Source organism: Leifsonia sp. Root4, from assembly GCF_001425085.1.
Taxonomy (GTDB): domain Bacteria; phylum Actinomycetota; class Actinomycetes; order Actinomycetales; family Microbacteriaceae; genus Microterricola.
Map to the genome: position 1 here is coordinate 162,026 of NZ_LMDN01000005.1, position 24,415 is coordinate 186,440.

Genomic DNA, 24,415 nt, shown 5'->3' on the forward strand with positions numbered 1-24,415 from the left:
GCCAGCCCCCGAAATGACTGATCAACATCGCCCCTCGGCGTCGACGGCGCCCTTCGACCGGGTGCTCGTCGCGAACCGCGGCGAGATCGCCTGCCGCATCATCCGGACGCTGCGCCGCCTCGGCATCGTCTCCATCGCCGTGTACAGCGACGCCGACCGGGATGCCAAGCACGTCGGCCTCGCCGACGTCGCCATGCGCATCGGTCCGGCCGCCGCGAGCGAGAGCTACCTCGATGTCGCCGCGGTCATGGCCGCCGCCGTCGCAAGCGGTGCGGATGCCGTCCACCCCGGTTACGGCTTCCTCTCGGAGAGCCCGCTCCTGGCCGCCGCATGCGAGCAGGCCGGGATCGCCTTCGTCGGACCGAGTGAGAATGCACTGAGCGTGATGGGCGACAAGATCCGCTCGAAGCGCCACGTCGCCGCGTACGGGGTACCGGTGACGCCCGGCAGCGAATCGAGCGGAAACGAGTCCGGCGCGGACAGCAGCGACGCCGCGTTGACGGCATCCGCGACCGCCATCGGCTATCCGGTGCTCGTCAAACCCTCCGCGGGCGGCGGGGGCAAGGGCATGCAGGTGGTGCGGAGCGCAGAGGAGCTACCGGCGGCGCTCGCCACGGCCAGGCGCGTCGCGCGTGCGGCCTTCGGCGACGACACGCTCTTCCTCGAGAAGTTGATCGAGCGGCCCCGGCACATCGAGGTGCAGCTGCTGGCCGACCGCGCAGGCAACACCGTGCACCTGGGGGAGCGCGAGTGCTCACTGCAGCGCCGGCACCAGAAGGTGATCGAAGAGGCACCGTCGCCGCTGCTGGACGCCGGCACGCGGGCGCGCATCGGCGAGGCGGCGTGCGCCGTGGCCCGCAGCGTCGGCTACGAGGGGGCGGGAACCGTGGAGTTCCTCGTCTCGGATGCCGCCCCGGAGGAGTTCTTCTTCATGGAGATGAACACACGCCTCCAGGTAGAACACCCGGTGACGGAGCAGGTGACGGGCATCGACATCGTCGAGTGGCAGCTGCGCACGGCGGCGGGGGAGTTGCTGCCGTGGCGCCAGGACGAGATCGCGCTGACAGGGCACTCGGTCGAGGCCCGGATCTACGCCGAGGACCCTGCTCACGACTTCCTGCCCACCAGTGGACGGATCGCGGCGCTCGCCGAAGCGTCCGCGCCGTGGCTGCGTGTCGATAGCGCGATGGTGGCCGGTGGAGAGGTCGGCACCCACTACGACCCGATGCTCGGCAAAGTGATCGCCTGGGGTCCCGACCGGGCCAGCGCACTCGCCCGCCTCGACGCCGCACTCGCCGACACGGTGATCCTCGGGCTCGGCACCAACGTCGACTTCCTGCGTGGCCTGCTCAGCGATCCCGCGGTGCGGGCCGGGCAGCTGGACACTGGACTCATCGAGCGGCACCTCGCCGCCGAGGGTGCCGACGGGCAGCAAAGCGGCTCGACCGCTGGCAGCCCGGACACGGTCAGCCGTGCCGAGATGCTCGCCGTCGCGGCCGTCGTGCTCTGCCCGCCCAGCCCTGCTCCCGGCGCGGCCTCCGCGCTCTGGCGCGACGGCGCCGGATGGCGCTCGGGTGGCGCCACCGCGGCCCGCCCGATCAGCACCCGTGTACTTCCGGGTGGCGACGACTCGCCACCGTCCGGCTCAGACCAGTCCGGTGCGGCGGTTGATCTCAGTGCGCGCCGAGACGGCTGCGGGTTCACCGTGACGGAGACCACGCCGGGCGCGAACGGCTCCGACGAAAGCTCCGAGCACAGCGTGAGCGTGTCGGGCGATGGGCCGGGTGGGCCGTTCGAGCCCAGTGGAATCCGGGTCGGCATCGCCGTGGACGGCGTGCAGCGCCGCTGGAGTTGGGCCCTCGATGGCGATGAACTCTGGCTCAGCGTCGCAGGGCAGGGCGCCCGATTCACCGTGCAGAGCAGGGAGGAGGCGCTCCAACAGGGGCTCGCCCGGATCCGCGCCGATCGTGCGCTCCTCGCCGGTGGTGTTGCCGCGAGCCCGGAGCTGCGCACCCCGATGCCGGGAACCGTGGTGGCGCTGCACGCGGCATCCGGCGACCGGGTCGCGATCGGCGATGCGATCGGCACGGTCGAGGCGATGAAGATGGAACACCTGCTGACGGCGAGCGTCGCCGGCATCCTGCGGCTGCATGTGCGGCTCGGCGAGGCGCTGCGGCGCGAACAGCTCGTCGCATCGATCGATGCGGATGCCGCGGCGCCCGATGCGGGAAGCAGCGACGTAGCGCGTGAGGGGAATCGGCCATGACAGACGACATCGGGCAGACGGCCCAGACTCCACAGGCACAGACCCCGCCCACAGAGGCGCCGTTCACGTCCATCGTGCAGCGCGGTCTCTTCTACGAGGAGTTCGATCTCACCGCTCGCTACATGCACCGCCCCGGCCGCACCATCACCGAGGCCGACAACGTGCTGTTCAGCACCATGACGATGAACCCACAGTCGCTGCACCTCGACGCCGCGTTCGCCGCCGGGCAGCCGTTCGGCCAGCGCCTGGTCAACTCGATGCTCACGCTGTCGACACTCGTCGGGGCCTCCGTCGCCCAACTCACCCAGGGCACGCTCGTCGCCAACCTCGGCTTCGGCGCGATCGCGTTCCCGCTGCCGCTCTTCCACGGCGACACGCTGTACTCGGAGACCGTCGTCAGCGCCAAACGCCTCTCGGCCTCGCGCCCCGGTCAGGGGATCGTCACGCTCGAGCACACCGGGCGCAACCAGCACGGTGACATCGTGGCGACGGCGAGCCGCACGACCCTCGTGTGGTGCATCGACTCCGCACCCGCCGGCGCAGACGACGCGAGAGACGTATGAGCGCGGCAGCCGGCGTAGTGCGGTCCGGCGGCATCGACGTCGGCTCCACCGGCCCCGCGCTGCTGTTCTGCCCGGCCGATCGCCCCGACCGCTTCGGCAAGGCGGCCGAGCGGGCGGATGCCGTCATCCTCGACCTCGAAGACGCCGTCGACCCCGCTGCCCGCCCGGCCGCGCGGCAAGCACTTCTCGCGCAGCGACTCGATCCACGCCGCACCATGGTGCGGGTGAACCCGTTCGGCTCAAGCGACCACGTCGCCGACGTCGAGGCCGCATTCAGCGCCGGTTACCGCACGCTCATGCTTGCCAAGACCGAGTCGGTCGCCGCGGTGCACTCCGTCAACGCGCTCGCCGCGGCATCCGGCGTCCGCGCGGGTATCGTCGCACTCTGCGAGACGGCGGCCGGAGTGCTGGCCGCGCCGCAGATCGCCGCAGAATCCGCCGTGGTCGCGCTGATGTGGGGAGCAGAGGACCTCGTGGCCTCGCTCGGGGGCAGCTCCAGTCGCTTCGACGACGGCCGCTATCGGGCCGTCGCGCTGCACGCCCGCTCCGCGGTGCTCCTGGCCGCCGGGGCGCACGGCACCGCCGCCATCGACACGGTGTACCTGGACATCGCCGATGAGGCAGGGCTGGCCGCGGAGGCGAGGGATGCCGCCGCGTGCGGTTTCGCGGCTACGGCGTGCATCCATCCGAGCCAGGTCGCCGTCATCCGCGCCGCGTACCGCCCGGACGAGCGCGCAGTGCAGGCCGCCCGCGATCTACTGGCGGCCGCGGCCGGGCAACCGGGCGTCTTCCGCCACGATGGCCGCATGGTCGACGAGCCCGTGCTGCGCCACGCGCGGGCCCTGCTCGCCCGCGCCTGACGCGCCGACGGCTCGGCGCACGCCGGAGCGGGAGTGTCGCAGCGCGGCGCCCGGCTCCCGGCCGGCGACGGCCAGGTTGTACCGCAGCCGTGGCGGCCCGGACCTCAGGCTTCTGAGCCACTCCGCCGATGCGGCCGCAAGGGGAAAGATGGTGACCAGCCGCATCGGGATCCGGGTGTCGAGCCCGTCACGCACGCCGTAGACGAGCGCGGCCGCCCCCGTTGCCGCCGTGACGACCCGGGTGCGTGCGAACACCGTGTCGTCCCACTCGTCCACCCACGCCGCCGCCTCGGCGCAGCTGGCCCCGGGCACCTCGCCGAGCCAGGGGAGCGCGGCATCGGTCACCCGCTGCAGCAGGCTCTCGCTTTCGTGCACCGGCACGGTCCATGGTGAGAAGTGCTTCGGGGGCAGGTCGAGGGCGGCAGCCAGACCGCCGCCCGTCCAGCGCTCGCGCTTGTACCCGAACGGCGTCTCCTCCTCGCTGAACAGGTAGCCATAGACGTGCAGCAGGCCGGCATTGCCGACGGGCCATGCCGCGCGGATGCCGGCCAGCTCGTGCAGCAGATCGAACAGCGCCCGCTCCACCACCGCGGTGCCACTGTGCTCGTCGATCACGGTCGACTCTGCCCAGAGCGCGAAGCGGCCCGCAGCGGCATCTGCCGCCACCTGGGCGGCCAGCCACGGGGTGGACTGCGCCGTCACTGCGGCGGGATCGTCACCGGATGCGATCGCTGCGGACGCGCGGAGCACGGCATCAAGCGACGCCCTGGGTGAGGCGGGCTCGCGGTCCGCTGCCGCCGCGGAGCCGAGGGTGGAGAGCGGTTCTGTTGGCTGCACACGGGCAATGCTAGGCCGCCGGGACACCGGGCAGACCGAGTCGTTGCGCACCGTTCACGGGCCGTTCACCCACCAGTGGTCATTGCGTCGAGAAAGCCTGCCTACCATGGACGCATCGTCCCGGGCATCCGGCTCGATCACCGCCACAACAGCCACATTCTCAAGGAGTCGAGTGTCCCAACAGCAACGCGTCATGGTCTGGGACTTTGACGGCACGGTCGCCCTCGGCAGCGGGCCGGTGCTCGCCTACGCCAACGCCGTGGCCGCCGAGCTGGCCGCCCCCGCCGCACGGCAGCTCCGTGACACCGTCGAATCCGCGCTCGAGCAACACCCGTCCGGGCGTCTGCCTGGCAGCGGCGCGATCGACGGCTACGACCTCGTGCGGGTGCTCGCCGGGCGGTGGGGCACGGATGCCGCAGTGCTCGGCCGCGCGTACCGGCAGAGCCGCGAACTGCTCGCCACCCCATCCGCCCCGATTCACCCCGTGCCCGGACTGGCCGACTTCCTCGCCACCGCCCGCGAGAGCGCTGTGCTCGTCCTCGCGACGAATGCACCGGACATCCGGCTCGAGGCGGCGCTGCAGCAGCTCGGCCTCGACGCCGCGTTCGACATCGTGCGCCACTCTGTCGGTAAGCCGCGCGGCATGTCGCCACTGCTCGACGAGCTCGCCGGGCCCGGCCTCGCGGCCGGCACCGTGCTGAGCATCGGCGACGTCTGGGCGAACGACCTGCAGCCGGTGCACGCCCGCGGCGGCATGACGGCCCTCGTCGGCCCTGTAGACCCGCTCGCCACGCCAAGCATGCGGGCGGAGACGCTCGACGAGCTGTTTCCAGCCTTCAGCGACTGGCTCTCCCTCCCTCATTCCCCTCCGATTCCCGCCCACCCCATCGAAGTCCGTACAACAGAACCCCAGAAAAGGTAGATCGTGAACACTCGCAAGCACCTCCCGCTCATCGGCGTCGCTGCCCTCGCCGCCATTGCACTCGCCGGCTGCGCGCCCAGTGCAACCGTCGGTGCCGAGACGGCACCCGCGGCCGACCCGACGTCGCTCACCCTCGCACTCGTGCCGTCGCAGGATCAGTCCGGTCTCGTCGACACCGCTGCACCGCTCACCGAGATGCTCACCGAAGCGCTCGGGATCCCGGTCACCGGCGTCGTCTCGAAGGACTACCAGGCCGCCGTCGAGGCAATGGGTGCCGGCCAGGCGCAGATCGGCTTCCTGCCGTCGCTGCAGCTGTGGCAGGCCAGCGACATGTACGACGCCAACGTCGTGCTCCAGACCGAGCGCAACGGCAACATCACTTACCCGGCCCAGTTCATGACGAACAATCCAGACAAATACTGCGAGGACACCCCGGTCGAACGCGACGGCAAGCTGTTCTGCAACGGCGCCGACGCCCTGCAGGGCCCCGCCGGACTCGATTCAATCGCCAAGGTCGCCGGTTCCAAGGTCGCACTGCTCGGCCCCGGCTCGCCCGCCGGCTACATCTACCCGGTGCTGGCGCTGCAGGAGGCCGGTCTCGACACGGACGCCGACATTGAGCAGCTTCCCGTGACAGCCAATGACGCGAGCGTGCTTGCCGTCTACAACGGTGACGCAGAGGTGGGCTTCAGCTTCTGGGACGCCCGCGACATCGTGAAGAAGGATGTTCCGGATGTGGGACAGAAGGTCGTCGTCTTCGCCCTCAGCGAAGAGATCCCGAACGACGGCGTCGCCGTCACCAACGATCTCTCCCCGGAACTCCAGGAGAAGATCTCCACCGCGCTGCTCGAGTACTCGAACACGGCGGAGGGCGCGGAGACGTTGACCTCCATCTACTCCATCACCAAGCTCGCGCCGGCCGACAGCTCCTCGCTCGACGTGGTCGCCCGTGCGGCCGCGAAGCTCGGCCTGCAGTAACCATGAGCACTCAGAACGCCGTCGCAGCGGTCGGGGTCACCACCCCGGCCGCTGCGCCGTGGTCGATCCGCATGCACGAGCTCACCGTGCGCTACCCGACCGGGGTCGTCGCCCTCGATGGGGTGAGCCTCAGCATCGAGGCCGGCGAGATGGTCTCCGTCGTCGGGCTGTCCGGCTCTGGCAAGTCCAGCCTGATCCGCACGATCAACGGGCTGGTCCCCGTCACCAGCGGCACTCTCGAGGTCGGTGGATTCCGGCTCGACACCGCCGGAGCCGGGGAGCTGCGCCAGCTGCGCGGGCAGATCGGCATGATCTTCCAGGGATTCAACCTGGCCGGCCGCACGAGTGTGCTGAACAACGTGCTCGTCGGCCGTCTCGCGCACACGAGCACCTGGCGCACCCTGCTCGGCGTGCCGACATCCGCTGACAAGCAGATCGCATTCGAGGCGCTCGACCGAGTCGACATCCTCGCCAAGGCCTGGGATCGGGCCTCGTCGCTCTCCGGCGGCCAGCAGCAGCGGGTCGCCATCGCCAGGGCCCTCGCCCAGGAACCCAAACTCGTCTTGGCCGATGAGCCCGTCGCGAGCCTCGACCCACCCACCGCACACGGGGTCATGCGGGATCTCCGCCGGATCAACCAGGAGCTCGGAATCACGGTGCTCACGAATCTGCACCTGATGGATCTGGCCAGGCAGTACGGCACACGGATGATCGGTCTGCGGGCCGGGCGCATCGTCTACGACGGCCCGGCCGCCACGGCGACGGATGCCGACTTCGAAGCCATCTACGGCCGCTCAATCGAGGCGGAAGACCGGCTCGGCTCGTGACGCAACTCCTCGCGGCACCGCCCGCCGTGCGCAGCATCGCGCCGCCGCCGCGCCCGGCCGGCCGCTGGAAGCCGTGGCTCGCGGCGGCCATCGTGCTGCTGATCACCATCATCACCATGTTGCCGGGCATCGGGGTCGGTTTCAGCCTCGATGCGATCCTCCGCAACTGGCAGAATGGAGCGGAGAAGATCCTCCAGCTCCTGCAGCCGGACTGGGCATTCTTCCCGCGCACCATCGCGCCACTCGTGGAGACGCTGCAGATGGCGGTGATTGCCACGGCCATCGGCGCGGCGATCTCGCTTCCGCTGAGCTTCCTGGCGGCGAGGCTGACGAACCCGAACATGGCCGGCCGCACGGCCGTGCGCTTCATGCTCAACGTGGTTCGCGCTGTTCCCGAGCTGCTCTACGCCGCCATCCTCGTGGCCATGGTCGGGGTCGGGGCACTCCCCGGCATCCTCGCCCTCGTGCTGTTCAACGTCGGCATCGTCGTGAAGATGGTGTCGGAGTCGATCGAGTCCAATGACCCGGGTGCGCTCGAGGCCGGACGCGCGGCGGGTGCGAGTCAGTTCCAGATCAACAGGGCCATCGCACTGCCGGACACCTGGCCGGCCTTCGTGAACCAGACCCTCTACGTGCTCGAGCTCAACGTGCGGGCATCGACAGTGCTCGGCCTCGTCGGGGCCGGCGGCCTCGGCCTGCTCATCGACGCCGTGCGCACCTTCTACCGATACGACCAACTGTCGTTGATCATTCTGGAGATTCTCATCGTCGTCGTCGTCATTGACACCGTCAGCTCCGCCGTGCGGAAGAGGCTGGTATGAGCCTCACCATCCCGCTGAAACCGCGGCAGCCCTGGCTGCACGTCATGTGGGTCTCCGTCACCGCCATCGTCGTGCTCGCATTCTGGTCGATCGACATCAACTGGTCGCGTCTCGTCGACGTGCCTGCAGAGATCATCCGTTACCTCTGGCTGATGTTCTCTGACCCCAACTGGGAGAAGCTGCCTGAGGCACTCTGGCAGACCTGGCGGTCCGTTCAGATGGCCTGGCTCGGCACCGTGCTCGGCATCCTCATCGCGACCCCGCTCAGTTTCCTCGCTGCACGCGGCTACGGCGCACCACCGGTGCGCGGAGTACTGCGCATCGGCTTCGCGCTGATTCGGGCGGTGCCGGAGATCATCATCGCCATCGTCATCCTCTCCGTCACAGGTCTCACGCCACTGACCGGGGCGCTTGCTCTGGCCGTGAACGGCGTGGGAACCCTCGGAAAGTGGGGCTACGAATCCGTGGAGGGGATCGACCAGGGCCCCATCGAGGCCGTTCGTGCCGCCGGCGGTGGAACCATGCACGCATTGCGCTGGGGTGTGTGGCCCCAGTCGGCCCCCGCGTTCTTCTCGTTCTGGCTGTACCGCTTCGAGATCAACGTGCGCTCCAGCGCCGTGCTCGGCCTCATCGGCGTCGGGGGCATCGGGGATATGCTCACCTCGTACACCCAGTATCGCGAGTGGTCCACCGTCGGCATGCTTCTGATCGTCGTCGTGGTCGTGACCATGAGCATCGACGCCGCATCGGCGGCCATCCGGCGCCGCATCACAGAAGGGGCCCCCGTTCGTGACTTGGACCGGCAGTGAGCTCGCCCATCCGACGACCCGCATCGCGACCGTCATCCCGTCGCTGCAACCCAGTGAGCGCCGCGTCGCCGAGCTGATCCTCGCCGAGGCGGAAAGCGTCGTCGAGCTCACCGCGCAGGAGCTAGCCGATCGGGCGGGGGTCGCACGCTCCACCGTTGTGCGCACCGGGCAGAGCCTCGGTTACCGCGGCTACCCGCAGCTGCGGGTGGCGCTCACCCGTGAGCTCGCCCAAGCGGCCGGCCGCGATCACGACTACGGCAGCAGCGCGCTGGGTCGGATCCGTGCCGACATTGACGCGCTGGCCGACTCACTGCCCCAGATCTCGGCGATGCTGAGCGCGGACGCCGTCGATCGCGCGGTCACGCTGATCGTCGACTCCGCTCGGCTCCTCGCGGTCGCCAACGGCCTTTCCGCGCCGCTGGCGACCGACCTCTCGCTGCGGTTGACGGCCATCGGCCGACCGACCGAGTATGTCGGCGACGCCATCGGCCAACAGATCGCGGCGCGGCAGCTGGGGGAGCGGGATGCCTGCATCATTATCAGTGGCAGCGGGGCCAACGAGTCGAGCCTCAAGGCCGCGCGTGCCGTGCGAGCCTCTGGGGCCACCCTCGTCGTTGTCACCTCTTTCGCCTCCTCGCCGCTCGTCTCGCTCGCCGACGTGTCCTTGGTGATCGCGCCGGCACGCGCGACGTTCCGTGGCGAACTCGAGCACACCTCCCGCATCCCGCACGTCGTGCTACTCGAGTCGCTCGTCGAGGTGGCAGCGAGCCGGCTCGGTGACGCGGTGGTGGCGACGCGGGCCAGGGTGCTCGACATCCTCAGCGACAACCTCAGCGACTGAGCGCGGACCGGGTACCGCGCCGACTGAGCGCGGACCGGGTACCGCGCCCCGCACGAGTGTCGGGCTCGCCGAGGGCGTTCCGGGTGCACGCGGCGTTCAGAGATGCCGGCGGGCCTCGGCGAGGAAGGCCCGGGGGTCATCGGCCCAGAAACGCGTTTCGATCACCGTGACGTACCCCGTCGGCATCCGCACGACGAGCGGACGTTCGAAGCGCACGGCGAGATTCGTCTCGTCCTGCATCCACAGCTTCAACACGTCGCCCGCTCCGTCTTCGGCCGGGGCCACCTTCGGGGCCTTCTCCTCGTGTTCGCGCCGAATCTCGACCGAATACACATCGGCCCAGGGAACCACGATGTCGACTTCCGGGCCGCTCCGAACGCTGATGCCGGCTGGGCCGACCGAGTGCGGGCGCGTGATGTAGCCCAGGAGCAGCCCGAGCATCCAGGTCACACCCCAGATGCCGGCGGCGAGCAGCGGGATCCGCAGCCACGGCCACGGATGCACGATGAGGTCGATGATCGGGATCTCGACCGCCGAGAGCACGATGAACACGATCAGCACCGTCTGCACGGGGCCGACGTAGCCGAAGGCTTTCGCGCCGGACGGGACCCGTCGTCGTCCGGTGAGGAAACGCCAGAGGCTCTGCCAGATCCCGATCTCCATCTGCCACGCGCGGCGGGCGAGGTAGAACACTCGGCTGAGCAGAGTTCGGCGCGGCGCCGAGACGGGCTCGGCGCGCGTCACGAGGCCGACCCCGCATCCGGCTCCGGGCCGGAGCCGTCGGCGGCTGGCTCCTTGGACGCCTGTGCGCTCGCCTCATCGATGAGGGTGCTCAGCGCGGCGATGACGGCGGCGAGGTCGTCGCCGAAGCGTTCCGGTTCGCTGACGGCCGCCGTCACGACGGCGTTGATGCGGCGGTGGTCGTCGGCCATCTGCTCCATGGTCTTCTCACCCGCTTCGCTCAGCGTGACGATCGTCGCCCGCCGGTCGGACGGGTGCGCGGAGCGTGTGACGTATCCGCTCGCCTCGAGCGCGTCCACGAGCCCCGAGATGTTGCGCGGGGTCACCTCGAGTGCGTGCGCCAGCGTGGCCTGCGTGCTTGGCCCCAAGCCATGGAGCACCCAGAGCAGATGTGTGCGCGCCGTGGTCAGGCCCGTGCCCTCGAACGCGCTGCTCATATCCCTTCCGAGGAGCACGGTCAGCTCGAGTAGCCGGTCAAAGGTGGTGGGGGCGGAAAGCGTCATATGGTTACCTTACTACTTAATTACCTCACTTCTCTAAACGGTGATTTCTCCGAGCGCTGACATCCCGGACGCCCGCCCTCGGGTCTTGCGCCTACATTTTGGTAACGGTTCGCCTGTCGGTACGCCGGCTGTGAGGATGCTTGTCCTACCCTGAGAACAGGGAAGAGGGGTGAGTATGACTCAATTTGTTCGGGTGGGGGCCCGAAAGCGCGTTGACGAGAGCCAGGAGCCGATTGTCGCTGAGATCCCGGCCGTGGGGCCGGAGTACTCGCCGCACTCCGGGGCCATATCCGGGCTCCCCGACATCCCGGAGCTGGGGGCCCCGGCTCCGGAGGAATCGATGGCACCGTCGCCGTCGAATGCCCGCTCAGCCGAGCGGCACCAGATCGCGGACACCGAGCTCGGTGTCTCCTCCGTCGCGCTCGGCACCAGTGTCTTCGGCTGGACCCTGGGCATCGAGATGGCGACAGAGGTGCTCGGCCGCTACCGCGAACTGGGCGGCAACTTCATCGACACGGCAGACAGCTACGCCTCGGGCAGGAGCGAGCACCTGATCGGCTCCTGGATGAGGGAGGAGCGTTGCCGCGACGAGATGGTGCTTTCGACGAAGATCGGGCGCAACCCGGACTTCCAGGGCCTGGGTGCGGCCGGCATCGAACGCGCCGTCAACGCCTCGCTCCGACGCCTGCGGACCGACCGCATCGACGTGCTCACCTTCCACGTCGACGACCGCGACGTCGAGCTGGAGGAGAGTCTGAGCGCCGTCGACGCCCTGATGCGCGCAGGGAAGGTCCGCTACCTGGCGGCGTCGAACTTCTCCGCAGATCGACTGCTCGAGGCCCGTGTGCTCGCCGCGAACGGCCTGCCGCGATTCAGCCTGCTGCAGACGCACTACAGTCTGCTGCACCGCGCGGAGTATGAGTCCGAGCTCGCCCTGGTCGCCCGCGCCCAGGGTCTCGCCGTGATGCCGTACTTCGCTCTCGCGAATGGTTTCCTGGCGGGAGGCTACCGCTCGCGTGCATCGATCGTGCCGTCGACGCGGGGTTTGCGGATCGGCGCCCACCTCAACAGACGCGGGGCCCGAGTGCTCTCCGTGATGGATCGGATCGCCGGAGACTTCAATGTGCAGCTCGCCACGATTGCCATCGCGTGGCTGCGGGCCAAGAGCAGTGTCTGCGCGCCGGTGGTCGGCGTGAGCAGTGCGGCCCAGCTCGACGCCGTGATGGCGGCATCCGACTTTCGGCTCAGCCGAAGCGACATGATCGAGCTCGACAGGGCGACGGCGGCGAACTGAGCACTCAGGCCTCGGCGCCGCCTGGCCCCGCCTGCTCGATCAGCTGCCTCATCGCGCGGCGCAACGCGGCCTGCGCCGCGACGGGGTCGCCGAGGTTGGCACTGGCGTACGCTCCATCGCGGGCGAGGAAGTAGTCATCGCGCGCCGTGCCGGGGTTCGGGTGCCCGGCGTCGCGGAACAGCGCTTCGACCTCCTCGCCGTACCACCGCCGATGCCGGGCGATCGCCTCGCGAACGGGATGCGCCGGGTCGCTGAACTGGGCGGTCGCGTTGATGAACGGGCAGCCGCGGAACTCGGGCTTCTGCGCTTCGCCCGCGATCGCGTCGACGAGCAGCTCGAGGCGGGTCAGCGGCGCGTCGCTGCTGCGGAGGATCTCGGCGACGATGTCGCGGATGTACTCGTCTCGCCGTCTCAGATACGCGACGATCAGCAGTTCCTTGGACGGGTAGTACTTGTAGAAGGTCGTCTTGGTGACCCGCGCCTCCGCGATGATGCGGTTGATGCCGACCGTGTGCACACCCTCGTCGTAGAAGAGCCGATTCGCCGTGTCGAGGATGCGAACCCGTGCGTGGGTAGTTGGCCGGATGGGCGAATCGTTTCGCTCGACCATTCGGCCAACTCCTCCTCGCGAGGCGAAAACCCGTGGGATCCCGCCTGTGCCACACGGGCTCTAGGGCGCCCGTTCGGTGCAATTCCGGAGAGTAGGGCTCTCGGAGCTCAGATGCTTCCTCCGACGTTCGGGTCGGTGGAAATGTGATCGACGCCCTCACGGCCGTGCAATCCATCGTTCTCGTGCGGTGTTTTGGGGGTGCCGCCGCGCGACAACGACACGACAGTAGCATGGGCAGACAGATCTGTCTGCCCCTATTTTCCGCGGCAGATCCGCGCCTCACACGACCGTCGGCGCGCCCGGCGTCGCGACTCAGTCGCCGGGCGCGCCTGCCCCGAATCCGCTCGGATCCGGCACCAGCTGGCGCCGACTGCCCGGCACTCTCCGGGTCGTCTGTCGGAGCGCTGGCGTAGGGTGGCAGTGATGAATGGTGCAGTAGATCTTCCCCTGGGCATGGCCGAGCTGTCCTTTCAGGCCTCCGGCGATGCGCGCGTGCGGCGCAGCGTGTTGCCGAGCGGCGTGCGCATCCTCAGCGAGCAGATCGTCGGCGCACGCAGCGCGACCATCGGCTTCTGGGTCGCGGTCGGCTCGCGCGACGAGCAGTCGGCGCGGCCTGCCAGCGACGGGATGCCTGCACACCCGGCGACCTTCGGCTCCACCCACTTTCTCGAGCACCTGCTCTTCAAGGGCACGACCACCCGCTCGGCGCTCGATATCGCCGTCTCCTTTGACGCCGTCGGCGGCGAACACAACGCCATGACGGCCAAGGAATACACCTGTTATTACGCCAAGGTGCGCGATCGCGATCTTCCGATGGCTGCCCGCGTGCTCACCGACATGCTCGCCTCCTCCGTGCTGGACCCGGGCGAGTTCGAGACCGAGCGCGGCGTCATCCTCGAAGAGCTCTCCATGTCGCAGGACGACCCGGCCGACGTCGCCAACGAGAGCTTCTTCCGCGCGGTGCTCGGTGAGCACCCGCTCGGCCGCCCGATCGGGGGCACACCGGAACACATCGAGGCCGTCACCCGCGACGCGGTGATGGAGCACTACCGCGCCAACTACCGCCCGAACGATCTCGTCGTCTCCGTGGCCGGCGCCGTCGACCACGACGAGCTCGTCGCGATCGTCACATCCAGCCTGGAGGCGGCCGGCTGGGACCTCAGCGTCGAGGCCGCGCCCGTTGCCAGACGCAGCCTGGCTGCCGTGCCGATCAGCCAGGGCAGCCCGCTGACCATCGTCAACCGGCCGCTTGAGCAGGTGAACATGCTGCTCGGCGTGCCAGGACTCGTCGCGGCCGACGACCGCCGCGTCACGATGAGCGTGCTCAACTCGATCCTCGGCGGCGGCATGTCCTCGCGCCTGTTCCAGGAGGTGCGCGAAAAGCGCGGCCTCGCCTACTCCGTCTACTCCTACGCGGCCTCCTACTCGGATGCCGGCCTGTTCGGGCTCTACGCCGGATGCTCCCCGGCCAAGAGCGGCCAGGTTGCTGAGCTCCTGCTCGGCGAGTTGCACCGTCTCGCAGAGCACGGCGTCAGCGTTGATGAGATGCTGCGCGCCAACGGTCAGCTCTCCGGGGCCTCCGCCCTCGCGCTGGAAGACTCCGACACCCGGATGTCGCGGCTCGGACGCTCCGAGATCACCACGGGGGAGTTCGTCGACCTCGACGAGGCACTGCGCCGACTCGCCCTCGTCGGCGCCGAGGACGTGCAGGCGCTGGCCGCAGACCTCGCCAGCGGCCCGCTCTCCATCGTGGCCGTCGGCGCCATCGACGAGGACGTCTTCTCCTCGATCCTGCCCAGCGGATCGGGCGCTGCACCGTCGACGTCGCCGGCACACGGCGGCATCGCCGCGGTGCTGCCCGGCACACAGGCCGGCACAGCCGGTGATACGGTTGCCGCGGCATCCGCCCCAGAACCCCCGTCATCAGCAACGCAGCGCTGAGCCCTCGCTCGCCTGCTCAGTCTCCAGAGAAACATCAGAAAGGGTCACCGGTGCCCCATTACCTTTATCTCGTGCGCCACGGCGAGCAGCAGGATGCCGAACACGGCCTCCCAGACGGACCGCTCTCGCCGCGCGGCATCCGCCAGGCGCAGCTCGTCGCCGAACGCCTCGGCGGTGTGCCGTTCACCGGCGCATGGCACTCCCCGCTGCAGCGCGCGGCCGAGACCGCCGCGATCATCGCGGAGCGGATGCCGGCCATCACGCCGGAGCCGTCACCGCTGCTCTTCGACTGCATCCCCTCTGGGCCATCGCCGGAGACGCCATCCAGCTACGACCCCTTCTTCGGGTCGGTGACCGCCGCGGAGATCGAGGCCGGTCGCGCCCAGATGGAGGACGCGACGGCGGAGTTCCTGCAGTCGAGCAGCTCTGACCGGCACGACCTCCTCATCACCCACAACTTCGTGATCGGCTGGTTCGTGCGCGAGGTGCTCGGCGCGCCGGATTGGCGCTGGGTGAGTATCAACCAGGCGAACTGCGGGCTCACGGTGTTGCAGCAGAAGCCGGGGCGGCCGTGGACGCTCGTGACACACAACGACCTCGGGCACCTGCCGTTCGAGCTCCGCACGGGCCTGCCGGACCAGCTGCAGATCTAGCGGACCGTCCGCCGGGATATCGACGGGCTCACTCCGCGGGGGAGGTCCCGCTGCTTCCGCGGAGCCCCGTTGGTTGAGCCTGTCGAAACCCGTCCGCCTTCAGCGCGAAGCACGCTGGCTCGAGGGAGCAGCCGAGGGACGAGGCCGCCCCCGAAGCCGGGATTTCGACAAGCTCAATCAGCGGGCTTGGGCGCTACGGGTTCAGCGGCTTGCCGTACCAGTTCGTCGCGTTCGGGTTGGCGTTGTACGCGGCGATGTCGCTGTAGCCGGCCCTCCGGTAGAGCGCCCCGGCCGATTCGAGGCTCGCGTTCGTGTCGAGCACGATCTCCTCGGCGCCGAGCAGCACGGCCCGGCGCTCCAGCTCGGTGAGCAGCAGGCCGCCGTAGCCGCGGCCGCGCACGCTCGGCCGCAGGAACAGGTGCTTGAGCTCGAACCGCACCAGGCCGGCATCCGCGCGTTGGATGCGTCGAATCCCGCCGCAGCCCACGAGCTCGCCGTGGCCGCCCGGCACACTCTCCAGCGCGAGCACGAACTGCCCGGCCGGCGGCACGAACTGCTCAGGCTGCGGAAAGGTCGTCGTGTACTGGCCCTGGTCGGTGGGGAATCCAGCGGCGCGTTCGGCGAAGTACTCGACGAGGAGCTGGTGGGCCGGCGCGCTCTCCACGCTCGTCTCTTCAAACTGCAACATGAGCCAAGCGTACGGCCGCTTCCGGCCGCGCACTGCCCGCGAGCTGCCGGCGTGTATCGCGCGCTTGCTAGTCTGATGAGGTGACTTCACGCGTTGCCATCATTGGCGCCACCGGCAAAATGGGACAGCTCGCCGCCCGCCTCGTGCACGAGACCGATGGCTTCGAGCTCGTCGCGGAACTCGACTCCTCGAGCGCCCTCGAGGAGATGCTCGGCGTCGATGGCGCCCGCACCGACATCGCCATCGACTTCACGCACCCCGGCGTCAGCCCGGGCGTCGTCGACTTCGCGCTCGAGCACGGGCTCAGCGTGCTCGTCGGCACCTCTGGCTGGTCGGCGGATGCCGTGGCAACCCTGAGTCGCCGCGTCGACGCGCTCGGCACCGACGCCGCGGTGCTCATCGTCCCGAACTTCTCGGTCGGCTCCGTGCTCGGCACGGCCCTCAGCACCCTCGCGGCGCGCTTCTTCGACTCGATCGAGATCATCGAGGCCCACCACGCGGGCAAGATCGATTCCCCGTCCGGCACCGCCGTGCGCACCGCCGAGCGCATCGCCGAGGCGCGTGGCCTGCTCGGTCCGGTCGAGGCGCCGCACACCGACCAGCGTGCCCGCGGGCAGAAGGTCGACGGCATCCCGATTCACAGCCTGCGCCTCAACGGACTCCTCGCCAGGCAGGAGGTCATCCTCGGAGGCAACGGTGAAACCCTGACCGTGCGCCACGACACTCTGTCGAGCAGTTCCTACGAGCAGGGGATCGTGCTCGCTCTGCGGGCTCTGCCCGGGCTGAGCGGGGTCACCGTTGGACTCGACGGGCTGCTCAACCTCGGGCTCCCGGATGCCGCGAGCCCCGTCGCGCCGCTCGGCGAGGCAGCCGGCTCTGCCGCAGCAGGCTCTGCCGCTTCGGCCACCGGTTCCGCACTGTGAAGGGGCGGACCGCGGCCATTCTGATGGCCGCGCTGCTCGCGCTGTACATCGTGCTGATCGGCTGGCGGGCCGTGCAGTTCGTGGCGACGGGGGAGCCTATCGCCGTCGGGATCGGCATCGCGCTCATCGTGCTGCCGCTGGTGGGCGCATGGGCGCTCGGCCGCGAGCTGATGTTCGGCGTCCGATCGCAGCGGCTCGTCGCCGTGCTGGATGCCGAGGGCGAGCTGCCAGAGGAGACTCTCCCGACCCGGGCGAGCGGTCGCCCGCTGCGGGACGCCGCCGACGAGGACTTCGCCCGCTTCCAGGCCGAGGTCGAGGCCGCACCGGAGGACTGGCGCGCCTGGTTCCGGCTGGGACTCGCCTACGACGCAGCCGGCGACCGTCGACGCGCCCGCAAGGCCATCATCCGCGCGATCGCGCTGGAACGCTCGGCCCACTGAGCGGATGCGGCATCCGCACGGGACGGTACGTTCCAGCGGTGATTCGGTCGACACACCGTCCACGGTGGCACCGGATCCGGCGTGTCGACCGTTTCTCCGACGGAGCGTACGCATCCGAGGGAGACCAGAGCGTAAAGCGCTCAGCGGTCGAGCATCGCCGCGATCGCGGACTCCACCGTCTCGTGTCGGAAGCTGAAGCCGTCGGCCAGCAGCCTCTCCGGCACGACCTTCTGGCTGGCGAGCAGCAGCTGCTCGCCAGCATCCTGCAGCGCCAGCGACACCAGCCGCTCCGGCACGGCGAAGCGATATGGCCGGTGCAGCGCGGTCGCGAGGCTCTTGGTCACGCGATCGGCGGTCGCCGAGGTCGGCCCGACGACGTTCACGGGGCCGCTCAGCTGCGAGGTCAGCAGGTGCCGGATGGCGGCGGCCTCGTCGTAGAGGCTGACCCACGGCCAGTGCTGGCCACCGCTGCCGAGGGGGCCGCCGAGTCCGAGCTTGGTGATCGTCTCGAGCCGGCTGAGTGCGCCGCCTGCACCGAGGACGAGACCGCTGCGGAAGGTCACGACGCGCGTCTTCTCCGGGGCGAGGTGTGCAGCCTTCTCCCACGCCTCCACGACATCGGCCAGGAAGCCGTGGCCGCGCAGCGACTGCTCGGTCAGGCGTTCGCCGGGCCTGTCACCGTAGATGCCGACGGCCGAGGCGCTGAGGAACACCGGAGGAGGCGATGACGCCATGCGCATGGCATCCGTCAGGGCGTGCGTCGTCTCGATCCGCGACGAGAGGATCTCCTTGCGGTACGCACCCGTCCACGGCAGCCGGGCCAGCGAGGCGCCGGACAGGTTGACGACGGCATCGACGTTGTTCATCAGGGTGAAGTCGAGGATGCGCGCGGTCGGCGCCCAGTTCACCTCGTTCTCCGACTCCGGCCGACGGCGCACGAGACGGAGAACCGTGTGACCGGTCGACTCCAGCTGACGGGTGAGTTCCGTGCCGATCAGTCCGGACGCCCCGGAGATCAGGACCCGCAGCTGCGACTCCTTCTGGCGACGCGTGCGCGGGATGTTCGGGGGAAAGCGGTCGACCACCTAGGCCAGTTCTGCTTCGAGCGTGATCGGGATGCTGGCGAGTGCCTGCGAGATGGGGCAGTTCACCTTCGCGTCTTCTGCGATGCGGTGGAACTCCTCCTCGCTGATCCCTGGCACGACGGCGTTTACGAGCAGGTGGCTGCCGAGAACGCCCTTGCCTGGCTCGAAAGTGACGGCGGCCGTCGTCTGGATGCTGTCCGGCGTGTGGCCGGCCTGCGTCAGCGCGAGCGAGAATGCCATCGAGAAGCAGGCCGCGTGTGCCGCGCCGAGCAGTTCTTCCGGGTTGGTGGTGTGCGGGGCGCCCTCAGAGCGCGCCTTCCAGTTCACCGGGAACTCCGCGGCCTTCGACGAGTCGAGCGAGACGGTGCCCGCGCCCTCGAAAAGTGATCCGTTCCATACCGTTGTTGCTTCGCTGGTCAGCGCCATTGTGAAACCTCCTGGCCCCCAGCCTAACCGCGCAGGCGCAGCAGCAGAACGTAAAGCTGGCATCCGATGCAGTACCCGAACACCGCGTTCAGGAATGCCGCGATGAAAGCCGCCGCCGCCGCGATGCCGACGGCCGCCGGGATCGCGAGCAGGCCGAGTACCACCCCGATCGCCGTCACGACGAAGCCGACGCCCTGGGCGAAGGTCGGCGGGCGCGGATCCTCCCACTCGGTGGGCGCAGCCAGGCGGGGCCGCACGAACGTCCGGAACAGCACGCCGTAGGGGTGGCGCTGGATGCCGGCGAACGCGCCCCACGCGAAGAGGGCAGAGATCGCGGCGAGGCCGATCAGGGCGGCGGGGTCGGCACCGGCGAGCGAGAGCGCGACGACGGTGAGCAGCAGCACCGCGCTGATGGCGGCGCCGAAGCGCGGACCGCGCGGGTCGATGCCGGCCGGGGCCTCCTTGCCGGCCGCAGCCCCTGTTGCTGCCGTGCTGGCGGCCTGTGTCTGCGGTTCAACCGATGGCTGTGACATGGGGGTCCCTTTCGAGGAGCGGCGCGAGTTGCTCGGTGATGGTGCGGCGGTCGGGGGCTCCGCCGATGCGCGCACGCACGACGCCGGCCGCGTCGAGCAGGAGCACCGTCGGCGTCTGCATGACCCGGAAGCGGCGGGCGAGTTCCGGCCGAGCGCCGAGATCGATCTCGATGGCGCTGACGCCGTCCGCGGCATCCGCAATGCCGACGAGCAGTGTGCGCGTCTGCGGGCAGCGGGCACAGAACTCGGTGGAGAACTGCAGCAGGGTCGCGCGCTCACCGAGAGGTGGGGCGACGGAGCCGGGGCCCGCGAGCTCGGCCGCCCGCACGATGGCCGGCGGGGCACCTGGCGCGGTGGTCTGCGCCCGCCCGGTGCGCGCCTTCCAGAGCAGCCCGAGAGCCGTGCTCGCGGCGAGCAGCGTGAGGGCGCCGATGAGGGCGTACGGCCAATCCATGCGGTGAATCTACGCCGCGGTCACCCCGCGCGGGCCAGTATGACGGTGCATGACGCGAACGGCGGCCGTGCGGCATGCTCAGCCGAAACGGGGTCGGCCCGGGATACGATCATGGGGATGAGCGCGACGATCCCCACTCCCTATGAAGACCTGCTGCGCGAGGTGCTGGCCACCGGAACGCAGAAGACCGACCGCACCGGAACCGGAACGCGCAGCGTCTTCGGCCGCCAGCTGCGCTTCGACCTCGCAGAGGGGTTCCCGCTGATCACGACCAAGCGCGTGCACTTCAAGTCGATCGCCTACGAGCTGCTGTGGTTCCTGCGCGGCGAGAGCAACGTCGGCTGGCTGCGCGAGAACGGCGTGACCATCTGGGACGAGTGGGCGGATGCCGCCGGCGAACTCGGCCCCGTGTACGGCGTGCAGTGGCGCTCCTGGCCGACCCCGAGTGGCGAGCAGATCGACCAGATCAGCGAGGTGATCGAGGCGATCAAGACCAGCCCGGACTCCCGCCGCCTCATCGTCAGCGCCTGGAACCCGGCCGACATCCCCGACATGGCGCTCGCGCCCTGCCATGCCCTGTTCCAGTTCTACGTGGCCGACGGCAAGCTCAGCTGCCAGCTGTACCAGCGCAGCGCCGACATGTTCCTCGGCGTGCCGTTCAACATCGCCAGCTACGCGCTGCTCACCCACATGATCGCCGCGCAGACCGGCCTTGAGGTCGGCGACTTCGTCTGGACCGGCGGCGACTGCCACATCTACGACAACCACGTCGCGCAGGTGACCGAGCAGCTCACCCGCGAGCCCTACGCCTACCCGACGCTCGAGATCACGGCCGAGCGCCCCAGCGTGTTCGACTACGAGTTCGGCGACTTCGAGGTCGTCGGCTACGAGCACCACCCCGCCATCCGCGGCGCCGTCGCCGTATGAGCGGGGGAGCGGATGCCGCGGGCGGCAGCCCCATCAGCGGCGGCCCGATCGGCGGCGGCCCCATCAGCGTCGGCCTGATCTGGGCCGAGGCCCGCGGCGGCGTGATCGGTTTGGACGGCGTCATGCCGTGGCACGTGCCGGAAGACTTGGCGCACTTCAAGGCGATGACACTCGGCGGCTCCGTGGTGATGGGCCGCAAGACCTGGGACTCGATTCCCGAGCGCTTCCGCCCCTTCGCCGGCCGCGAGAACATCGTCGTCACCCGTCAGGCCGACTGGTCGGCCGACGGTGCACACGTCGCGCACTCCGTCGCCGACGCCATCGCGCTGGCCGCCAGCCTGACGCCGGGGGAGCGGGTCTGGGTGACCGGCGGTGCCGAGATCTATCGGGCGGCCCTCGGCGACGCGGCATCCGATGCCTTCATCGTCGACCGGATCGAGGTGACCGAGATCGACGCGGACGTCTCCGGCGACACCCACGCACCAGAGATCGGGGCGGGCTGGCACGTCGAGACGGCGGACCCGGCATCCGATTGGCACGTCTCCCGCGCCGGCCTGCCCTACCGCTTCCTGCGCTACGCACGCGCCTGAGCCGCTCGCGGATGCCGCAGTGCCGCTCGAACCGGTAGCCTAAGATTTGTGTCTGCTTCAGCGAATCCCTTCGGCCAGGTCCTCGTCGCGCTCGTGACCCCATTCACCGCAGACGGTGAAGTCGACTGGCCGGCCGTTGAGAAGCACATCGACGACGTCATCTCGGCCGGTGCCGACGGCATCGTCGTGACGGGTACGACCGGCGAGACCTCCACGCTGACCGACCCGGAGAAGTTGCGCCTCGTCGAGGTCGGCAAGGACGTCGCGTCCGGCCGTGCCAGCATCATCACCGGCGGAGGTTCCAACGAGACCGCGCACGCGATCGAGCTGTACAAGGCGAGCGAGAAGGCCGGCGCCGACGGCATCATGATCGTCACGCCGTACTACAACAAGCCGACCCAGGCGGGAATCCTCACCCACTTCCGCATGGTCGCCGACGCAACCGACCTGCCCGTCATCCTCTATGACATCCCGGGGCGCACCGGCGTGCAGATCAAGTACGAGACGATCATGCGTCTCGCCAAGCACCCGAACATCCTCGCCGTGAAGGACGCCAAGGGCGACTTCAGCGAGGTCAGCCGGGTGCTCAACCAGACCGATCTGATGTACTTCTCCGGCGACGATGCCAACGTGCTCCCACACCTGGCCATCGGCGCAACCGGTCTGATCGGCGTCACGGCGAACATCGCCCCGACGCCGTACCGCCAGATGATCGACGCCGTCAACGCCGGCGATCTGGCCACGGCCACCGCCGCGCACCAGAAGCTCGAACCGCTCGTGCGCGCGGTCATGACCCACGTTCCCGGAACCGTCGCAGCGAAGTACATCCTGCACGGCCTCGGTCGCATCGGCAGCCCGCGCGTTCGGCTGCCCCTCGTCGGACCCGAAGAGTGGGAGGCGGCGCAGATCGAAGACGAAATCGATCTCGTGCGCGACATCCCCGGTGTCGACTTCAGTAACTTCCGCCCCGACCGCAACGCCGCCGCAGGTGGCGCGTTGCCGAAGGTGGCCGGCACCACACGCTAGGAAATCGCGCGACCAGCTCGCGCGCACAACAACGCGGCCACCCGTGGCCCGAAATACGCAAGGAGGGCATATGCCCAACGACGTCTACGCACCCGCACCGCTCCAGCCGGGAACGCTGCGCATCACCCCGATCGGCGGTCTCGGCGAGATCGGCCGCAACATGACCACCTTCGAGATCGACGGCAAGATCCTGATCGTCGACTGCGGCGTGCTCTTCCCGGAGGAGCACCAGCCGGGAGTCGACCTGATCCTGCCCGACTTCAGCCCGATCAAGGACCGCCTGGACGATGTGGTCGGCGTCGTGCTCACGCACGGCCACGAAGACCACATCGGCGCGGTTCCCTACCTGCTCCGTCTGCGCGCCGACATCCCCCTGATCGGCTCCACGCTGACGCTGGCCCTGATCGAGGCGAAGCTCAAAGAGCACCGCATCAAGCCGTACACCCTCAACGTCGCAGAAGGCCAGATGGAGGCCCTCGGCCCGTTCGACCTCGAGTTCGTCGCGGTCAACCACTCGATCCCCGATGCGCTGGCCGTCGTCATCCACTCGGTGGCAGGAACCGTGCTCGCCACGGGTGACTTCAAGATGGACCAGCTGCCGCTCGACGGGCGCCTCACCGACCTCCGCGAGTTCGCCCGCCTCGGCAAGAGCGGCGTCGACGTGTTCCTCGTCGATTCCACCAACGCCGACGTGCCCGGATTCACCACGCCGGAGCGCTCCATCGGACCGGTGCTCGACCAGGTGATCTCCAAGGCCACCAAGAAGGTCGTCGTCGCCAGCTTCTCGAGCCACGTGCACCGTGTGCAGCAGGTTCTGGATGCCGCACACGCCAACGGCCGTCGCGTCGCCCTGCTCGGCCGCTCGATGGTGCGCAACATGACCATCGCCGCCGACCTCGGCTTCCTCAAGGTGCCGGCCGGCGTGCTCGTCGACTACAAGAAGGCCGGCGACATCCCCGACGACAAGATCGTCTTCATGTCGACCGGTTCGCAGGGCGAGCCGATGGCCGTGCTCAGCCGCATGGCGAACCGCGACCACCAGATCTCGGTCGGTGAGGGCGACACCATCATCCTCGCCTCCAGCCTGATCCCCGGCAACGAGAACGCGGTGTACCGCATCATCGACGGCCTCACCAAGATCGGCGCCAACGTCGTGCACAAGGGCAACGCCAAGGTGCACGTCTCCGGCCACGCCGCCGCCGGCGAGCTGCTCTACTGCTACAACATCCTGAAGCCGAAGAACGTGCTCCCCGTGCACGGCGAGTTCCGTCACCTGCACGCCAACGCACAGCTGGCGATCCAGACCGGCATTCCGGCGGAGAACGTCTTCGAGGGCGAGGACGGCTCCGTCTACGACCTCAAGGACGGCGTGATGACGCAGGTCGGCCAGCTCGACATCGGCTTCGTCTACGTCGACGGCTCCACCGTCGGCGAGATCACCGACGCCGACCTCAAGGACCGTCGCATCCTCGGCGAGGAGGGCTTCATCTCTGTCATCGTCGTCGTCGACGCGGCCACGGGCAAGATCATCACCGGCCCGGAGATCCACGCCAAGGGCTTCGCAGAGGACGACGCCATCTTCGACGCCGTCAAGCCGAAGATCGCCGCCGCGCTGGCCGATTCCGCACAGAACGGCGTGCGCGACACGCACGCCCTCGCCCAGGTGGTGCGCCGCACGGTCGGTCGCTGGGTGAACGTCTCCTACCGCCGCCGCCCGATGATCGTTCCGCTCGTCATCGAGGCATAACAGCGATCCGCAGGACCGAGAGCTCCGGATGCCGCACTGCGCGGCATCCGGAGCTCTTCTCATTCCCCATCAGGCATGACCCTGAATCATCCCTGAGGAGGGCGTATCGG

27 protein-coding genes are annotated in these 24,415 nt (G+C 69.3%); 18 read left to right on the plus strand and 9 right to left on the minus strand.

Going from position 1 to position 24,415, the window contains the following annotated elements; translation table 11 throughout:
• The first annotated feature begins 13 nt into the window (after positions 1–13).
• The 3 genes from ASC66_RS16535 to ASC66_RS16545 are packed head-to-tail and all read left to right on the plus strand — an operon-like array spanning position 14 to position 3,689.
• Positions 14–2,266, plus strand: a complete 2,253-nt coding sequence (locus ASC66_RS16535; RefSeq protein ID WP_082492444.1) for an acetyl/propionyl/methylcrotonyl-CoA carboxylase subunit alpha — start codon at positions 14–16, stop codon at positions 2,264–2,266.
• On the plus strand, positions 2,263–2,829 hold the full coding sequence (locus ASC66_RS16540) for a MaoC family dehydratase (protein WP_082492445.1): 567 nt from the start codon (positions 2,263–2,265) through the stop codon (positions 2,827–2,829). The genes ASC66_RS16535 and ASC66_RS16540 overlap by 4 nt, the downstream gene beginning before the upstream one ends.
• Positions 2,826–3,689 (plus strand): HpcH/HpaI aldolase/citrate lyase family protein, encoded by an 864-nt coding sequence (locus tag ASC66_RS16545; RefSeq protein WP_055842190.1) that lies wholly within the window; start codon positions 2,826–2,828, stop codon positions 3,687–3,689. The genes ASC66_RS16540 and ASC66_RS16545 overlap by 4 nt, the downstream gene beginning before the upstream one ends.
• Here ASC66_RS16545 and ASC66_RS16550 read toward each other — a convergent pair.
• Positions 3,585–4,526 (minus strand): hypothetical protein, encoded by a 942-nt coding sequence (locus ASC66_RS16550; RefSeq protein WP_200944845.1) that lies wholly within the window; start codon positions 4,524–4,526, stop codon positions 3,585–3,587. The two genes, ASC66_RS16545 and ASC66_RS16550, sit on opposite strands and share 105 nt — an antisense overlap.
• Positions 4,527–4,698: 172 nt before the next feature.
• Here ASC66_RS16550 and ASC66_RS16555 point away from each other — a divergent pair, with 172 nt between their 5' ends.
• The 6 genes from ASC66_RS16555 to ASC66_RS16580 are packed head-to-tail and all read left to right on the plus strand — an operon-like array spanning position 4,699 to position 9,724.
• Positions 4,699–5,448 (plus strand): HAD family hydrolase, encoded by a 750-nt coding sequence (locus ASC66_RS16555; protein ID WP_200944846.1) that lies wholly within the window; start codon positions 4,699–4,701, stop codon positions 5,446–5,448.
• 3 nt (positions 5,449–5,451) lie between these two features.
• On the plus strand, positions 5,452–6,426 hold the full coding sequence (gene phnD, locus ASC66_RS16560) for a phosphate/phosphite/phosphonate ABC transporter substrate-binding protein (protein WP_055842200.1): 975 nt from the start codon (positions 5,452–5,454) through the stop codon (positions 6,424–6,426).
• 2 nt (positions 6,427–6,428) lie between these two features.
• The gene (gene phnC / locus ASC66_RS16565) at positions 6,429–7,253 is read left to right on the plus strand and encodes a phosphonate ABC transporter ATP-binding protein (RefSeq protein ID WP_055842203.1); all 825 of its coding nucleotides are present in this window, start codon (positions 6,429–6,431) and stop codon (positions 7,251–7,253) included.
• Positions 7,250–8,074, plus strand: coding sequence for a phosphonate ABC transporter, permease protein PhnE (gene phnE / locus ASC66_RS16570; protein WP_055842206.1), 825 nt, complete (start codon positions 7,250–7,252; stop codon positions 8,072–8,074). Before phnC ends, phnE (ASC66_RS16570) begins: the two co-directional genes overlap by 4 nt.
• Positions 8,071–8,883: a phosphonate ABC transporter, permease protein PhnE gene (phnE, locus tag ASC66_RS16575; protein ID WP_055842210.1), complete on the plus strand. Its 813-nt coding sequence runs from the start codon at positions 8,071–8,073 to the stop codon at positions 8,881–8,883. Before phnE (ASC66_RS16570) ends, phnE (ASC66_RS16575) begins: the two co-directional genes overlap by 4 nt.
• Complete coding sequence (locus tag ASC66_RS16580) at positions 8,864–9,724, plus strand: MurR/RpiR family transcriptional regulator (RefSeq protein WP_055842212.1); 861 nt, start codon at positions 8,864–8,866, stop codon at positions 9,722–9,724. Before phnE (ASC66_RS16575) ends, ASC66_RS16580 begins: the two co-directional genes overlap by 20 nt.
• A gap of 96 nt (positions 9,725–9,820) precedes the next feature.
• Here ASC66_RS16580 and ASC66_RS16585 read toward each other — a convergent pair whose 3' ends face one another.
• Positions 9,821–10,468 carry a hypothetical protein gene (locus tag ASC66_RS16585; protein ID WP_055842216.1) on the minus strand — a complete coding sequence of 216 codons (648 nt, stop codon included), beginning with the start codon at positions 10,466–10,468 and terminating at the stop codon, positions 9,821–9,823.
• Positions 10,465–10,968, minus strand: a complete 504-nt coding sequence (locus ASC66_RS16590; protein ID WP_082492446.1) for a MarR family winged helix-turn-helix transcriptional regulator — start codon at positions 10,966–10,968, stop codon at positions 10,465–10,467. The genes ASC66_RS16585 and ASC66_RS16590 overlap by 4 nt, the downstream gene beginning before the upstream one ends.
• 175 nt (positions 10,969–11,143) lie before the next feature.
• Between ASC66_RS16590 and ASC66_RS16595 the strand changes: the two genes are divergently transcribed.
• Positions 11,144–12,262, plus strand: coding sequence for an aldo/keto reductase (locus ASC66_RS16595; protein WP_235496982.1), 1,119 nt, complete (start codon positions 11,144–11,146; stop codon positions 12,260–12,262).
• A gap of 4 nt (positions 12,263–12,266) precedes the next feature.
• Here ASC66_RS16595 and ASC66_RS16600 read toward each other — a convergent pair whose 3' ends face one another.
• Positions 12,267–12,872 carry a TetR/AcrR family transcriptional regulator gene (locus tag ASC66_RS16600; RefSeq protein WP_055842220.1) on the minus strand — a complete coding sequence of 202 codons (606 nt, stop codon included), beginning with the start codon at positions 12,870–12,872 and terminating at the stop codon, positions 12,267–12,269.
• Between the two features lie 423 nt (positions 12,873–13,295).
• Between ASC66_RS16600 and ASC66_RS16605 the strand changes: the two genes are divergently transcribed.
• Complete coding sequence (locus ASC66_RS16605; protein ID WP_082492447.1) at positions 13,296–14,813, plus strand: M16 family metallopeptidase; 1,518 nt, start codon at positions 13,296–13,298, stop codon at positions 14,811–14,813.
• 50 nt (positions 14,814–14,863) lie between these two features.
• A complete protein-coding gene (locus ASC66_RS16610; protein WP_055842223.1) occupies positions 14,864–15,466 on the plus strand; it encodes a histidine phosphatase family protein in 603 nt (200 codons plus the stop codon).
• A 193-nt stretch (positions 15,467–15,659) separates the two neighbouring features.
• Here ASC66_RS16610 and ASC66_RS16615 read toward each other — a convergent pair whose 3' ends face one another.
• Complete coding sequence (locus ASC66_RS16615; RefSeq protein ID WP_055842226.1) at positions 15,660–16,154, minus strand: GNAT family N-acetyltransferase; 495 nt, start codon at positions 16,152–16,154, stop codon at positions 15,660–15,662.
• A gap of 80 nt (positions 16,155–16,234) precedes the next feature.
• Between ASC66_RS16615 and dapB the strand changes: the two genes are divergently transcribed.
• Together dapB and ASC66_RS16625 are read left to right on the plus strand one after the other, a co-directional pair.
• Complete coding sequence (gene dapB / locus ASC66_RS16620; protein ID WP_055842227.1) at positions 16,235–17,077, plus strand: 4-hydroxy-tetrahydrodipicolinate reductase; 843 nt, start codon at positions 16,235–16,237, stop codon at positions 17,075–17,077.
• The gene (locus ASC66_RS16625; RefSeq protein WP_502691635.1) at positions 17,074–17,517 is read left to right on the plus strand and encodes a hypothetical protein; all 444 of its coding nucleotides are present in this window, start codon (positions 17,074–17,076) and stop codon (positions 17,515–17,517) included. The genes dapB and ASC66_RS16625 overlap by 4 nt, the downstream gene beginning before the upstream one ends.
• A gap of 140 nt (positions 17,518–17,657) precedes the next feature.
• Here ASC66_RS16625 and ASC66_RS16630 read toward each other — a convergent pair whose 3' ends face one another.
• The 4 genes from ASC66_RS16630 to ASC66_RS16645 are packed head-to-tail and all read right to left on the minus strand — an operon-like array spanning position 17,658 to position 20,015.
• Positions 17,658–18,602, minus strand: a complete 945-nt coding sequence (locus tag ASC66_RS16630) for a TIGR01777 family oxidoreductase (RefSeq protein WP_235496983.1) — start codon at positions 18,600–18,602, stop codon at positions 17,658–17,660.
• Positions 18,603–19,028: an OsmC family protein gene (locus ASC66_RS16635; RefSeq protein ID WP_055842234.1), complete on the minus strand. Its 426-nt coding sequence runs from the start codon at positions 19,026–19,028 to the stop codon at positions 18,603–18,605.
• A gap of 23 nt (positions 19,029–19,051) precedes the next feature.
• Positions 19,052–19,561: a DUF4395 domain-containing protein gene (locus ASC66_RS16640; RefSeq protein WP_082492448.1), complete on the minus strand. Its 510-nt coding sequence runs from the start codon at positions 19,559–19,561 to the stop codon at positions 19,052–19,054.
• A complete protein-coding gene (locus ASC66_RS16645) occupies positions 19,542–20,015 on the minus strand; it encodes a TlpA family protein disulfide reductase (protein WP_055842237.1) in 474 nt (157 codons plus the stop codon). Before ASC66_RS16645 ends, ASC66_RS16640 begins: the two co-directional genes overlap by 20 nt.
• 117 nt (positions 20,016–20,132) lie before the next feature.
• Between ASC66_RS16645 and ASC66_RS16650 the strand changes: the two genes are divergently transcribed.
• The 4 genes from ASC66_RS16650 (at position 20,133) to ASC66_RS16665 (ending at position 24,305) form a co-directional block, all read left to right on the plus strand.
• Positions 20,133–20,942: a thymidylate synthase gene (locus tag ASC66_RS16650; protein ID WP_200944847.1), complete on the plus strand. Its 810-nt coding sequence runs from the start codon at positions 20,133–20,135 to the stop codon at positions 20,940–20,942.
• Complete coding sequence (locus ASC66_RS16655) at positions 20,939–21,532, plus strand: dihydrofolate reductase (protein WP_082492449.1); 594 nt, start codon at positions 20,939–20,941, stop codon at positions 21,530–21,532. The genes ASC66_RS16650 and ASC66_RS16655 overlap by 4 nt, the downstream gene beginning before the upstream one ends.
• Positions 21,533–21,580: 48 nt before the next feature.
• Positions 21,581–22,558: a 4-hydroxy-tetrahydrodipicolinate synthase gene (gene dapA, locus ASC66_RS16660; RefSeq protein ID WP_055842239.1), complete on the plus strand. Its 978-nt coding sequence runs from the start codon at positions 21,581–21,583 to the stop codon at positions 22,556–22,558.
• Between the two features lie 70 nt (positions 22,559–22,628).
• The gene (locus ASC66_RS16665; protein ID WP_055842242.1) at positions 22,629–24,305 is read left to right on the plus strand and encodes a ribonuclease J; all 1,677 of its coding nucleotides are present in this window, start codon (positions 22,629–22,631) and stop codon (positions 24,303–24,305) included.
• The last annotated feature ends 110 nt before the right edge of the window (positions 24,306–24,415 follow it).